The sequence below is a fragment of the Arthrobacter sp. ZGTC212 genome (genome assembly GCF_002929255.1).
Classification (GTDB): Bacteria; Actinomycetota; Actinomycetes; order Actinomycetales; family Micrococcaceae; genus Arthrobacter_B; species Arthrobacter_B sunyaminii.
The window spans coordinates 1,209,085-1,222,611 of record NZ_PJIJ01000002.1; the positions used below are offsets into that span (position 1 = coordinate 1,209,085).

Annotated in this window: 13 protein-coding genes and 2 tRNA genes; 2 read left to right on the forward strand and 13 right to left on the reverse strand. The window is 65.0% G+C overall.

The genetic code is table 11. The annotated features are described in order from the left end of the window. Positions 1-38: 38 nt before the first annotated feature. The 6 genes from CXQ89_RS12240 to leuC all read right to left on the reverse strand — a co-directional run bounded on the left by CXQ89_RS12240 (position 39) and on the right by leuC (position 6,726). On the reverse strand, positions 39-1,181 hold the full coding sequence (locus CXQ89_RS12240) for a D-alanine--D-alanine ligase family protein (protein WP_258060085.1): 1,143 nt from the start codon (positions 1,179-1,181) through the stop codon (positions 39-41). An 11-nt stretch (positions 1,182-1,192) separates the two neighbouring features. Continuing rightward, on the reverse strand, positions 1,193-2,239 hold the full coding sequence (locus CXQ89_RS12245) for an NAD(P)H-dependent glycerol-3-phosphate dehydrogenase (RefSeq protein WP_104053798.1): 1,047 nt from the start codon (positions 2,237-2,239) through the stop codon (positions 1,193-1,195). Further along, entirely contained in the window at positions 2,236-3,012 is a 777-nt protein-coding gene (locus tag CXQ89_RS12250; protein ID WP_104161383.1) for a 1-acyl-sn-glycerol-3-phosphate acyltransferase, read from the reverse strand. Before CXQ89_RS12250 ends, CXQ89_RS12245 begins: the two co-directional genes overlap by 4 nt. 8 nt (positions 3,013-3,020) lie before the next feature. Next, positions 3,021-4,376 carry a UDP-N-acetylglucosamine 1-carboxyvinyltransferase gene (gene murA / locus CXQ89_RS12255; RefSeq protein ID WP_104161469.1) on the reverse strand — a complete coding sequence of 452 codons (1,356 nt, stop codon included), beginning with the start codon at positions 4,374-4,376 and terminating at the stop codon, positions 3,021-3,023. A gap of 268 nt (positions 4,377-4,644) precedes the next feature. Next, a complete protein-coding gene (gene leuD, locus CXQ89_RS12260; protein ID WP_104053796.1) occupies positions 4,645-5,244 on the reverse strand; it encodes a 3-isopropylmalate dehydratase small subunit in 600 nt (199 codons plus the stop codon). A 9-nt stretch (positions 5,245-5,253) separates the two neighbouring features. Then, positions 5,254-6,726, reverse strand: a complete 1,473-nt coding sequence (gene leuC, locus CXQ89_RS12265; RefSeq protein ID WP_104161384.1) for a 3-isopropylmalate dehydratase large subunit — start codon at positions 6,724-6,726, stop codon at positions 5,254-5,256. Between the two features lie 144 nt (positions 6,727-6,870). Between leuC and CXQ89_RS12270 the strand changes: the two genes are divergently transcribed. Next, the gene (locus tag CXQ89_RS12270) at positions 6,871-7,602 is read left to right on the forward strand and encodes an IclR family transcriptional regulator (protein ID WP_104053794.1); all 732 of its coding nucleotides are present in this window, start codon (positions 6,871-6,873) and stop codon (positions 7,600-7,602) included. Positions 7,603-7,640: 38 nt separating this feature from the next. After that, entirely contained in the window at positions 7,641-8,063 is a 423-nt protein-coding gene (locus tag CXQ89_RS12275; protein WP_104053793.1) for a potassium channel family protein, read from the forward strand. A gap of 20 nt (positions 8,064-8,083) precedes the next feature. On the opposite strand, the gene thiL is transcribed toward CXQ89_RS12275, so the two are convergent. The 7 genes from thiL to CXQ89_RS12310 form a co-directional block, all read right to left on the reverse strand. Further along, complete coding sequence (gene thiL / locus CXQ89_RS12280; RefSeq protein ID WP_237688591.1) at positions 8,084-9,094, reverse strand: thiamine-phosphate kinase; 1,011 nt, start codon at positions 9,092-9,094, stop codon at positions 8,084-8,086. Positions 9,095-9,250: 156 nt separating this feature from the next. Beyond that, positions 9,251-9,326, reverse strand: a tRNA-Glu gene (locus CXQ89_RS12285). Between the two features lie 126 nt (positions 9,327-9,452). Beyond that, positions 9,453-9,524: transfer RNA gene (locus tag CXQ89_RS12290), tRNA-Gln, on the reverse strand. A gap of 120 nt (positions 9,525-9,644) precedes the next feature. Continuing rightward, a complete protein-coding gene (locus CXQ89_RS12295; RefSeq protein WP_104161386.1) occupies positions 9,645-10,385 on the reverse strand; it encodes an HAD family hydrolase in 741 nt (246 codons plus the stop codon). Positions 10,386-10,389: 4 nt separating this feature from the next. Next, on the reverse strand, positions 10,390-11,904 hold the full coding sequence (gltX, locus tag CXQ89_RS12300) for a glutamate--tRNA ligase (RefSeq protein WP_104161387.1): 1,515 nt from the start codon (positions 11,902-11,904) through the stop codon (positions 10,390-10,392). Positions 11,905-11,945: 41 nt separating this feature from the next. Next, positions 11,946-12,560 (reverse strand): hypothetical protein, encoded by a 615-nt coding sequence (locus CXQ89_RS12305; protein WP_104161388.1) that lies wholly within the window; start codon positions 12,558-12,560, stop codon positions 11,946-11,948. Positions 12,561-12,562: 2 nt separating this feature from the next. Then, complete coding sequence (locus CXQ89_RS12310; RefSeq protein ID WP_104053788.1) at positions 12,563-13,336, reverse strand: fumarylacetoacetate hydrolase family protein; 774 nt, start codon at positions 13,334-13,336, stop codon at positions 12,563-12,565. Positions 13,337-13,527: the final 191 nt, after the last annotated feature.

A 13,527-nucleotide genomic window follows, 5' to 3' on the forward strand; every position in this document is an offset into this window, starting at 1 on the left:
CATCTGCCTACTGCGCCGCGTCAGCGCAGGCCGTACCGTCAGCGCAGGCCGGTTTTACGCTCCAGTGCCAGCGAAATCAGTTCATCAATCAGTTCCGTGTACGGCAGGCCTGACTTTGCCCACATCTGCGGATACATGCTGATCGGCGTGAAGCCGGGCATGGTGTTGATTTCGTTGATGATCAGGTCCCCGACCGGCGTGTAGAAGAAGTCCACCCGGGACAGCCCTTCGCCGCCAACGGCTTCAAAGGCCAGGCCGGCCAGGTCGCGGACCCGTGCCGAAATGTCCTCCGGCAGGTCCGCCGGACAGCTCAGCTCGGCGGCGGCCCCATCCACATACTTGGCTTCGAAGTCATACCACTCGTGCTCACCGTGCTGCACGGCAACTTCACCCGGCGAGCTGGTCCGGGGATCCTCGGTGCCGCGGCCCTGCAGCACAGCCACTTCAATTTCACGTCCGACGATGCCGGCTTCCACGACTACCTTGGGATCGTGTTCCCGTGCCGTCTCGATGGCGGCACGCAGGTCCGCCGGGTTGGTGACGCGGGTGATACCCATGGAGGAACCGCCGCGCGCCGGTTTGACGAACAGCGGGAACGCGAGCTTGGAGGCCCGCTCCAGGCAGGCCGGAGCGTCCTTCTCCCACTGCCGGTCGGTGATGACCTCGTACGGCCCCACCTTCAAACCGGCTGCCTCAAACACCACCTTCATGTAGTGCTTGTCCATGCCAACGGCCGAAGCCAGCACACCGGCCCCCACGTAGCGGATGTCCGCCATTTCCAGCATGCCCTGCAGGGTTCCGTCTTCACCGAACGGGCCGTGGAGTACCGGGAAGACAACGTCGACGCGGCCCAGGCTGCGCGGCAGCGTATCCTCCGCGTGGACCACCAGTTCCGAGCCCGTGCCGTCCGCGGACAGGACAACGCTCTGCTCGCCGGGAACCACTTCGGGGAGGGATTCCGAGCGCAGGGACCAGGCTGCGGGATCAGCGGACACCAGCGACCACTGGCCGTTGCGGGCAATGCCCACCGGAACGACGTCGTACTTGGTCCGGTCAATGGCTTCCAGGACGCCGGCTGCGGTCACGCAGCTCACCGCATGCTCGCTGGAGCGGCCGCCGAAGAGGACGGCCACCCGGGGGCGACGTCCTTCGGTTTCGCCGTCTGTTGTCTCGGAGAACAGGGGATTTATGCTCACTGCGCGTGCACACTTTCGGATTTTAGCTCGCGGGACAGCAGGCGCGGCCCCAGTTCATCAACGGAGATGGCGCCCTGCAGGACGGCCACAACGTTTTCGGTAATGGGCATGTAGACGCCCAGCTGGGTGGCGCGGTCCAGGACCGCCTGCGCGGACTTGATGCCCTCGGCGGTCTGCTTCATGGACGCGTTGACCTCGTCCAGGGTCAGGCCCTGCGCCAGCAGGCGGCCCGCCGTGTGGTTGCGGGACAGCGGAGAGGAGCAGGTGGCAATCAGGTCACCCATGCCGGCCAGGCCGGACATGGTTTCCGCGTCTCCGCCCAGGGCCAGCGCCAGCCGGGTGGTCTCGGCCAGGCCGCGGGTCATCACGGAAGCCTTGGTGTTGTCCCCCATGCCCTTGCCTTCGCAGATGCCCACGGCGAGGGCAATAACGTTCTTGACGATTCCGCCGATTTCCACGCCCACCACGTCGGTGTTGGTGTACGGACGGAAATAGGGTGCGGTGCAGGCCCTGGCTATCCAGGCGGCGGTTTCCAGGTCCGAGCAGGCGACCACCGAGGCGGTGGGCTGCCGGTCGGCGATTTCCATGGCCAGGTTCGGCCCTGAAATCACGGCAACCCGTTCCTCGGGCCAGTGCAGTTCCTCTTCGATCACCTGGCTCATCCGGGAGTCGGTGCCCACCTCCAGTCCCTTCATCAGGGAGACGACGACGGCGCCTGCCGGGATGAGGTGCCGAATGCTGCGCAGCTGGGCGCGCAGTGTCTGGGCCGGAACGGCCAGCACCACCAGCTCGGCGCCGGCCAGCACTTCAGCCGGATCCGCGGACGCGGTCAGGTTCGCCGGCAGGACCGTGTCCTTTAGGTATTGGCTGTTGCGGTGCCGGTCATTGATGTCAACGGCAATTTCCGGACGCCGGGCCCAGACCCGGACGTCGGTTGCCCGGGAGGCACCGGCGTCGGCCACGATCTTCGCGAAGGTGGTTCCCCAGCTTCCGGCTCCGAGGACCGCCACCACCTGCGGGTGTGTGTTGCTGCGCCAGCTCATTTCTTGTCCGTTCCGTCCTGCTCAAAGTCTTTGTGCTGCTCAAAATTCCTGCCGATGACTGCCTGTCCATGGACGGCCGGATCCCAGCGGGTGGCAGGAGGGGTTTCATCCCGCAGTTCCGCCACCTGTGCGGTCACGGCGGCCATGATGCGCTCAGTGGCAGTATCCAGCAGGGTCTTGGTCATCGGCTGCCCCCGCAGATCTGAAAGGTCCACGGGTTTGCCCACCCGAACCCGTACCGTCTTGCGCGGGAACGGATGGATGCGCTTGCTGTAGCGCGGAAAAACGGCTTCGGCTCCCCAGTGCGCCACCGGAACAACGGGGGCTCCGGTCTGCAGGGCGAGCCGGGCTGCGCCCGTGCGGCCGCGCATCGGCCAAAGGTCCGGATCCCGGGTCAGCGTGCCTTCGGGGTAGACAATGAGCGCCCCGCCGGCATCGATGACTGTCCGGGCGGCCTTAAGGGACGCCGAAGCGCCGCTGGTGATGCGTTCAACGGGCACCTGGTTGGTGGCGCGCAGGGCGGCCCCCAGCACCGGCACCTTGAACAGTGAAGCCTTCGCCAGGTAGCGGGGCATGATCTTCTGGTTGTAGAAGAAATGCCCCACCACCACCGGGTCGATCTCCGTCACGTGGTTTGGGCAGGCAATGAACCCGGTGTCCCGGGGAAGGTTCTCCAGCCCTTCCCACTGCTTGCGCATCAGGAGGTTCATGACCGGCCTCATGCTCCCCGCCAGCAGGGCGAAGGCAACGCGTGACTTGATCGACTCAGCCATGGCGCCGGTTACTCGGCGCCGGCTGCGGCAGCCGGTCCGGCCGGTGCAGCAGCCACATCGAAGTCGGCGCCGAGGCCTTCCAGCTTGTCCAGGAAGTGCTCGTAGCCGCGGTTGATGAGTTCAATTCCGGTGACGCGGGAGGTCCCCTCGGCAGCCAGGGCCGCGATCAGGTGACTGAACCCGCCCCGAAGATCCGGAATGTCAATCTCGGCGCCCTTGAGCTTTGCCGGACCGGAGATGACTGCCGAGTGCAGGAAGTTCCGCTGTCCAAACCGGCAGGGTACGCTGCCGAGGCATTCCCGGTGAACCTGGATGTTCGCCCCCATGCGGATGAGCGCGTCGGTGAAGCCAAACCGGTTCTCGTACACGGTTTCGTGAACAATGGACACGCCCTGCGCCTGGGTCAGTGCAACCACCAGCGGCTGCTGCCAGTCGGTCATGAAGCCCGGATGGACGTCCGTTTCCAGGACCAGCGGGTGCAGTGCGCCGCCGGGGTGGTAGAAGCGGATGCCGCCGTCGTCGACGTCGAAGGCGCCGCCGATCTTGCGGTAGGTGTTCAGGAACGCCGTAAGGTCCTGCTGGGAGGCACCTTCCACGTAGATGTCGCCCTTGGTGACCAGGGCGGCGGAGGCCCAGGAAGCGGCTTCATTGCGGTCCGGCAGGGCCCGGTGGTTGTAACCGGTCAGTTCGGTAACGCCCTCGATGCGGATCACCCTGTCGGTCTGGACAGTAATGATCGCGCCCATTTTCTGCAGGACGGCAATGAGATCCAGGATTTCCGGTTCCACGGCGGCACCGCGCAGCTCGGTGATGCCGGCGGCTTTCACCGCGGTCAGCAGCACCTGCTCGGTTGCGCCGACGCTCGGATAGGGAAGTTCCAGCTTGGCACCGGTGAGTCCCTTGGGCGCGGAAATGCTGATGCCGCCGGGGCGCTTTTCCACTACCGCACCGAAGTTCCGCAGCATTTGCAGGTGGTAGTCAATCGGGCGGTCCCCGATTTTGCAGCCGCCAAGGTCAGGAATGAAGGCCTCGCCGAGGCTGTGCATCAGCGGCCCGCAGAGCAGGATCGGAATGCGGGAATCGCCGGCGTGCGCGTCAATGTCCTTGGACGCTGCCGTTTTGGCGTTCTGTGGATCCATGGTCAGGTCCCCGGTGACGGGATCCTTGGTCACTTCAACGCCGTGCAGCTGCAGCAGCGAGGTAACTACCTCAACGTCCTTGATTTCCGGAACGTTGCGCAGCAGTGAAGGGCTGTTGCCCAGCAGCGCCGCAACCATGGCTTTGGGAACGAGGTTCTTCGCTCCGCGGACGGGGACTTTTCCTGTGAGAGGAACTCCACCACGGATGGTTAGAACGCTACCCATGAACACCTAATTTCTTTATCTGGATTGCCCCAACAGCAAAGAGAGACTGCACTCAAGCATAGGAGCAAGCGTCCACATACTGAAATATCGCCGCCCCGCCGGAGGGGCTTTTTTCCGCAGCCCTGCACGTGGTCCCGGCCACGCATAAGGCACCGGTTCTCCGCATGGAAAAGGCGATAGGCCCCCCGGATGGGGGGCCTATCAATGATACTGAGCGGCCAACCGCGACACGAAACCGGAGCCGGGGCAATATCCTCGGCGGGACTGTTTAGGTGCGCGCCGGAAGCGTTGTCGGCTTGAATGCCGGGCGCAGTGACTCGAAATGTGTGATATCCGACTCGGTGCGCAGCGTCAGGGAAATATCATCCAATCCCTCGAGCAGCCGCCACCGGGTGTATTCATCAATGGAAAAAGGTGCGGTGACCGATCCGCAGATCACTGTGCGGGCTTCGAGATCCACCGTCACTTCCGTTCCCGGTGAGTGTTCAAGCACCTTCCAAATGAGTTCAATGTCATCCTGCACCAGCTGGGCAGCCACCAGGCCCTGCTTGCCGGCATTGCCGCGGAAGATGTCCGCGAAGCGGGAGGACAGCACCGCCCGGAAGCCGTAGTCCTTCAGGGCCCAGACGGCGTGCTCGCGGGAGGAACCCGTGCCGAAGTCGGGTCCGGCCACCAGGACGGATCCGGCACTGTACGGCTCCTTGTTCAGGATGAAGTTCTCGTCCTTGCGCCAGGCGGCAAAGAGCGCATCTTCGAATCCGGTCCGGGTGATCCGCTTGAGATAGACGGCGGGAATGATCTGGTCGGTGTCCACGTCGCTCTGGCGCAGCGGCACGCCGATGCCGGTGTGGGTGGTGATCTTCTCCATGGCGGGCTCCTAGCGGGCTGACTGGACGGATGCGGCGGCGGCGAAGCCGGCAGTGCCGGGGACGGGTTCAAGGTCCGAAGGGGAACTGAGGGTTCCACGGACGGCGGTCGCCGCGGCAACCACCGGGGAGACCAGGTGCGTGCGTCCGCCCTTGCCCTGCCGGCCTTCGAAGTTGCGGTTGGAGGTGGAGGCGCAGCGCTCCCCCGGGGCCAGCTGGTCCGGGTTCATGCCCAGGCACATGGAGCAGCCGGCGAAGCGCCACTCGGCGCCGAAGTCCTTGAACACCCGGTCCAGACCTTCGGCTTCCGCTTCCAGCCGCACGCGGGCGGAGCCGGGAACCACCATCATCCGGATATTGGGGTCCTTTTCCCGTCCGCGGATGATGTCCGCGGCAATCCGCAGGTCCTCGATCCGGCTGTTGGTGCAGGAGCCCAGGAACACGGTGTCCACCCGGATGTCCTTCAGCGGCGTCCCCGGAGCCAGGTCCATGTACGTCAGGGCACGTTCCGCCGCGGCCCGGGCGTTCTCATCGGCAAAGTCCGCGGGGTACGGAACGGATTCCGAGAGCGAGACGCCCTGGCCGGGGTTGGTGCCCCAGGTGACGAAGGGCTCCAGCGCGTCCGCGTCCAGGAACACTTCGGCGTCGAACACGGCGTCGTCGTCCGTCTGCAGCGACTTCCAGTGCTCGACGGCGGCATCCCAGTCCGCGCCCTGCGGTGCGTGCGGCTTGTCCTTCAAGTAGGCGAACGTAGTCTCGTCCGGCGCCACCATGCCGGCGCGGGCGCCTGCTTCGATGGACATGTTGCAGATGGTCATGCGGGCTTCCATCGACAGGGACCGGATGGCGGATCCCCGGTACTCCAGCACGTAGCCCTGCCCGCCGCCGGTACCGATCTTGGCAATCACGGCCAGGATGATGTCCTTGGACGTGACGCCGGGGCGCAGGGTTCCCTCAACGTTGATGGCCATGGTCTTGAAGGGTTTCAGCGACAGCGTCTGGGTGGCCATGACGTGTTCCACCTCGGAGGTGCCGATACCCATGGCCAGGGCACCAAACGCGCCGTGGGTGGAGGTGTGCGAGTCGCCGCAGACCACGGTCAGTCCGGGCTGGGTGAGGCCCAGCTGGGGACCCACCACGTGCACGATGCCCTGCTCGGCGTCGCCGAGCGGGTGCAGCCGGACGCCGAATTCCGCGCAGTTGGCGCGCAGTGTTTCGATCTGGGTGCGGCTGATGGGATCGGCAATGGGCTTGTCGATGTCCAGGGTGGGGGTGTTGTGGTCCTCGGTAGCAATGGTGAGGTCCGGGCGCCGCAGCTTCCGGCCCGCGAGGCGCAGCCCTTCGAAGGCCTGCGGGGACGTTACCTCGTGGATGAGGTGAAGGTCGATGTAAAGAAGATCCGGCGCACCGTCTTCACCTTTGACGACAACGTGCTCGTCCCACACCTTTTCCGCCAGCGTCCTGCCTGCTGCGTGCTTACCCATGCCAGATACTCCTTGTGAAGTGTCTTCCGCGGACCGTAAAAAATACGGCCGCGCAAAGCCGATGGTTTAAGAGAACCAGCCGCTGCAGCCGGGGCGCCAGTTTTTCAATTTGCATCTCAAATATTGAGACGGCAGTATCAACTTATGGACATAACTGAAAGCGCGGCCAGCGGCGTCGGCGTTATTGATAAAGCGGCCATGGTGCTGGATGCACTGGAGGCCGGCCCCACCACCCTGGCCCAGCTGGTGGCCGCCACCGGACTGGCGCGTCCCACGGTGCACCGTCTCGCCGTCGCGCTGGCCCACCACCGGCTCGTGGGCCGGGACATCCAGGGACGCTTTGTCCTGGGCGGACGGCTCGTGGAGCTCGCTTCCGCGGCCGGGGAGGACCGCCTGATCGCTGCGGCCGGTCCCGTACTGCTGGCCCTGCGTGATGCCACCGGCGAGAGCTCGCAGGTTTTCCGCCGGCAGGGCGAATGGCGGGTCTGTGTGGCGTCCGCGGAACGGCCGATCGGCCTGCGGGACACCATTCCCGTGGGCACGCAGCTGTCCATGAAGGCCGGCTCCGCCGCCCAGTGCCTGCTGGCCTGGGAGGATCACGACCGGCTGCTGGAAGGCCTGCACAACGCACGGTTTACCCCCACAGTACTGGCCGGGGTGCGGCGCCGCGGCTGGGCGCAGAGCCTGGGGGAACGCGAGCCCGGAGTGGCCTCCGTGTCCGCCCCCGTCCGCGGGCCGTCCGGCCGGGTCATTGCGGCAGTATCCATCTCCGGTCCCATCGAGCGCCTGACCCGCCAGCCCGGCAGGATCCACGCCGAAGTGGTGGCGAAGGCGGCCGCGCAGCTCACCGAAGCGCTGCGGAAGACCGCCGACTAGCCCTATTCTGGGACTCTTCCCGACGCCGAGGAGTTCCCATGAAACGGCTGCGCCTGCTGTGGAACATTGTCCGGGTCACCAGCGCCGACTACGTCTTTTACGGGTTCCTGGCGGTGCTGGCGGCGGCCGCTTTTGCGCTGCCGCGGGTTGAAGCCGGCATCCCCACGTTTGGTGACGCCCTCTGGTACCTTTTTGTCTCCTTTACCACCATCGGTTTTGGCGACTTCTCCGCCGTAACGACGGCGGGACGGCTGGTCACCGTGGCCGTGTCCCTGTACGGGATCCTTGTGGTTGCCCTGCTAACAGGCATCATCGTGGGTTTCTACAACGAATTGCTGAAGGTGCGGGCCAACACCTCGCTGAACGAGTTCGTGGCCGAGCTGGAGCACCTGCCGGATCTGTCCCGCGAAGAGCTCCTGGCACTGGCGGAAAAGGTCCGGAAAAGACACATCCTTCGGTAGCGCCGCCCCCTGCCGGTTGCTCAGCCGGCGAAGTGGTCCCAGCCTGTCGCGGGCGGGGCCTGACCGCCGAAGGTGACGCCTTCGCCGTCGTGCACCGCGCCTATCCGGACAAAACCCTCGGGCAAAACGGCGTCCGGCGGGAAGGCTGCCAGGAGGCCGTGGTCCTCTCCCCCTCCCAGGACCCATGACAGCGGGTCGGCACCGAGCCGGACCGCCGCCGGCGCCAGGGACGCGGCTCTGGTGCGGAGGTAGCCGGCGTCGAGGTCGATGCCCACTCCCGAGGCGCGGGCGATCCGGCCGGCGTCGCGCACCAATCCGTCTGAGACATCCAGCATGGCCGTGGCGCCGGCGGCCGCCGCGTCAGGCCCTGCACCGGTTCGCGGCAGCCGCGGCCGGCACTGCGCCATCACGAGACCGGCAAGCTCCTGATCACCGGCTCCCCCGGGATCCGACATGTCAAAGCTGCTTTCCAGCACGGCGAGGCCGCCGGCAGCCAGCCCCAGGGCCCCGATGTGGGCCAGAACGTTCCCCGGGCGGGCTCCGGAGCGCAGCACAGGTGCCCGGCCCTCCAGATCCCCCGTGACGGCGGCTGTGACGACTATCTGGCTGCCGCGGCCCAGGTCTCCGCCCACTACGGAGCATTGTTCTGAAGCCAGGGCCGAGATGCCGGCGGCAAGTCCGTCGGCGAGGTCCTCCACCCATTTAACTTCCGTGCTGCCGGGCAGGGTGAGGCTGACAACCAGTGACGTGGGGACCGCGCCCATGGCGCGGATGTCGGAAACGTTCTGTGCAACGCACTTCCAGCCAACATCGAACCCCGTGGTGCGGTATCCGGAGGGCCAGAGCAGGCGGAAGTCCGCATCCTGTACGAGGGTGTCAATGGAAATCACGGTACGGGAATCAGGTGCGGCAATAACCGCGGCGTCATCACCGGGTCCCAGCAGCGCCGTATCCGCCCCCAGGCGTGGAAAAATAAGGGCAAGGAGGGATTTTTCATCCAGGTCCGCCACTATGGGCGCATTCAGAGGCACGGGGAATTCCTTTTGAATTAACGTCGCGGAACGCATCGGGTTCCAGGCTGGAAAGCTATCTCGGTCCTGCTTGGCCGTTTTTCCCGGAGGTTTTCCATGGTGCCATATCCGGACAACAAAAAAGCCAGCTCCGGAGAAACTCCGAAGCTGGCTAAATGGTGACCCCAGCGGGATTCGAACCCGCGTTACCGCCGTGAGAGGGCAGCGTACTAGGCCGCTATACGATGGGGCCATGTACAAGCAGTCTGCCCCTAAAGGCGTCTTGCTTCCTTTTGCTCAATCTGGAAATTGAACTCAATAAGTTTTTCATACTTACTGCTGATCTTCAAATTGATAATCGCTTATCAATTGAGAACCGCTGGGATACCAGGACTCGAACCTAGAATGTCGGTACCAGAAACCGATGTGTTGCCAATTACACCATATCCCACTGCGCTTTTCCGGCCGCTTCGGAGAACTTTTTCCCCGCTGCAACCCCTCAGCACGAGATATAACTATACACGGGTTCCGGGGGAAGCACAAAACGCGTCCCTGGCCCTTCCGGCCGCCGTCAGTTCCCCACCAGAGCCGCCACCTCGCTGAGGGACCGCACGGTGCGGAAATCACCGTCCGCGGGTGCGTCGCTTTCCTGGCGCACCGGTGACGGGTTCTCCGCCCGGTCGAGCCAAATCCCCTGCAAACCGGCGGCGCAGGCCCCCACGGCGTCAACGCGCAGATTGTCCCCTATATAGAGGGTCTGTCCGGGCTCGGTGCCGAGCAGGCGGACCCCTTCCAGGAAGATTGCCGGGTCCGGTTTGGCCGCCCCGACGGAGTCGATGCCCACCAGGACCTCGATCCGCTGCAGGCCGGCGGCGTCGAGCTTTGACCGCTGGTAGTCGTGGACGTTGTTGCTCACCGCGCCGTAGGGGATACCGCGCATATCCAGCTCGTCGAGGAGCGGAACCACGTCATCGAACGCCCGAAAGTGCAGGGGCAGCATTTCCTCATAGGCTTCGTTCCACATTCTTGCAGCGTCGCTGTCCAGCGGCGCCAGGCCTGCCTGCTCCCGGGCATGCTGCACCCGCAGCACCCGCTGGTCGGCAAAACTCAGGTGTCCGGCAAGGTAGGCGTCGTAGTGCCCCTGCGGGTCAGCGGCGAAAAGGGACGTGTAGGTGTTCCAGTCCGCCGGGGTGAAATGCCCCAGGTCCTTTTCACCGAGGGCCTGGAGGGTGGTGCCCATGGCAGCCTGCAGGTCCACGAGGGTCTCGTCGATATCGAAGAGCGCCCCGCGGACCTGCGGGCGGTGGAGCATGGAACTAGCCTGCGTTCCGGAAGGCCCGTATACGCGCCAGCGAGGAGTCCTTGCCCAGGATCACCATGGATTCGAACAGCGGCGGCGAGATGCGGCGGCCGGACACAGCGGTGCGGACCGGACCAAAGGCCTTGCGCGGCTTGATGTCCATCTCCTCCACCAGGGCAGTGCGCAGCGCTGCCTGGATGTTCTCGGCCGTCCAGTCAGTAACCGGTTCCAGCGCAGCGATGGCGGCGTCCAGCACCTCGGTGAGGTTCTCGGGCAGGCCCTTCCGTGCGTCGTCGGCCACGTCAATGGCGTCGTCGGCCTTGAACAGGAAACCGAGCATCTCCGGCGCCTCGCCCAGCAGGGTGATGCGTTCCTGGACCAGCGGGGCGGCCTCGGTGAGGATTTCCTCTTCGCGGGCCGTCAGGGTCTCCCCCACCAGCCCGGCCTGCTGCAGGTACGGCACCAGCCGGTTCCGGAAGTCTTCGGGATCCAGCATGCGCACGTGGGTGCCGTTGATGGCTTCGGCCTTCTTGATGTCAAAGCGGGCCGGGTTGGCCAGGACGTCGTGGATGTCGAAGTGTTCCACCAGCTGGTCAACGGTAAAGATGTCCTCGTCCGCGGACAGGGACCAGCCCAGCAGGGAGAGGTAATTGAGCAGGCCCTCGGGGATGAAGCCGCGTTCGCGGTGCAGGAAGAGGCTGGACTCCGGGTCGCGCTTGGAGAGCTTCTTGTTGCCGCCGCCCATGACGTAGGGCAGGTGGCCGAAGAGCGGCATGTACTGGGCGACTCCGACGTCGATCAGGGCCCGGTAAAGCGCAATCTGGCGCGGGGTGGAGGACAGCAGGTCCTCGCCGCGAAGCACGTGGGTGATGCCCATGAGCGCATCATCCACCGGGTTCACGAGCGTGTAGAGCGGGGCGCCGTTGGCGCGGACCACCACAAAGTCCGGAACGGTGCCGGCCTTGAAGGTGATTTCGCCGCGCACAAGGTCGTTGAACGTGATGTCCTCATCGGGCATGCGCACGCGCAGCACCGGCTGCCGGCCCTCGGCCTTGAAAGCTTCAATCTGCTCAGGCGTCAGGTCACGGTCAAAGTTGTCATAGCCGAGCTTGATGTCGCGGCCGGCCGCACGGTGGCGGGCCTCGATCTCCTCCGGCGTGGAGTAGGACTCGTACAGATGGCCGGCGTCCTTGAGCTTGGCGATGACGTCCTGGTAGATCTCACCGCGCTGGGACTGGCGGTACGGCTCATGCGGGCCGCCCACGTTGACGCCTTCATCCCAGGTGATGCCCAGCCAGTCCAGGGCGTCCAGAAGCTGCAGGAAGCTCTCTTCGCTGTCACGGGCGGTGTCGGTGTCCTCGATGCGGAACACCATTTTTCCGCCGGTGTGCTTGGCATAGGCCCAGTTGAACAGGGCGGTCCGGATGAGGCCCACGTGCGGGGTTCCGGTGGGTGAGGGACAGAACCGCACGCGCACTGGCGTGTTGTCATCGACGGTGGGCAGGTCGGCAAGTGAAGGCAGGTTAGTCATGATGCTTCCAGTTTAGTCTCTTGCCGTGTCCGCCCGGACGATTACAGGCTGTAAGTCAGCAGCCAGAGGAAGACACCGCCGCCGGCCAGCACGCCAACGGCTGCTGCGGCACCGGTTTTGGCGGTCTGTCCGCGGCCGCTGATCACGGCGGCGACGCAGACGCAGGCAACGGCGGCAGCCAGGACCGCACCAGCCGCGCCCGGAAACAACAGGAAGAGAAGGACCGGAAGCACGACGGCGGCGGCGGCGTAGGTGACATCCGCCCATTCCAGCCGGGCGGCCTTGGAGACCGCCGCGGTCAGGGCATAGGCCGCGATCATGCCGAAGACGACGGCGGCCAGTGCCCGCGGCCCATCGGTCCAGCGGACAACGCGAAGCACCATGAACGCAGCTCCGAACGCCCCGAGGATTATGGGCGGGGCCCCCATCCGGTTGAGGCCTCGCCGCAGGTCTCCGCGCTTATCCAAAACCGTCACCAGCGCCCACGGAAACAGGGCAATCAGCACGGCTGACCCAACACCCCAGACCAAGGCGGTAGCGCCGTCGTCATTCAGGAAAGGGGCAGCGAGCAGGGCAGCCGCCCACACGGCGCCGGGCGGCAAAAAGCGCCGGACCAGGGCAAGGCTGCGCACCGGTCCGGCGCTGGGGTTGCTCATTCTTAGCTGCGGGCGGTGTTCGAGAGGCGGCCGATGCCTTCGATGGAAACCTCGTAACGTTCCCCGTCGGAGATGAGACCTACACCTGCCGGCGTGCCCGTGAGGATGACATCGCCGGGCAGCAGGGTAAAGGCCTGGGAGACGTAGGAGACAAGTTCCTTCACACCCCAGACCATCTGGCTCGTGTTCCCGTCCTGCACCAGCTCACCGTTGAGGTAACCGCGGACGGCCACATCGTCAGTGTCCAGGTCGGTTTCAATCCAGGGGCCGAGGGGGCATGAGGTGTCAAAGCCCTTGGCACGGGCCCACTGGCCATCGGTGCGCTGGGCATCGCGTGCGGTCAGGTCATTGGCGCACGTGTACCCGAAGACAACCTCGTCCACGCGGTCCAGCGGCACGTCCTTGCAGATCCGGCCGATGACGACGGCGAGTTCGGCCTCGTAGGAGATCTCATCCGAGAAGGCCGGCAACACAATGGGATCGTTGGGGCCGATGACCGAGGTATTGGGCTTGAGGAACATCAGCGGAGCAGGCGGAACTTCACCGCCCATTTCGGCTGCATGATCGGCGTAGTTTTTGCCGATCCCCACCACCTTGCTGCGGGGAATGATCGGTGCCAGCAGCCGGACATCTTCCAGCTTGTGGCGCTCCCCCGTCAGCTGAACGCCGGAGAAAAACGGATCGCCCTTGATGACGGCAATTTCTTCCTGGCCCTCGTCTCCGTCCACGACGCCGAACGCTGGGTCACTGTCTTGTACAAATCGAGCAATACGCATGTTCTCAAGCCTAGTAGAAGATTGCCCGGTTACGCTCCCGCGATGCAGGGTAAAATCAAGCTCCTGTTAAACAAGTAAGGCCCCGCCGATGGCGGGGCCTTAACCTCTCAACCGAAATATTGTCCGGCGGTGACCTACTCTCCCACACCCTCCCGGATGCAGTACCATCGGCGCAGTGGGTCTTAGCTTCC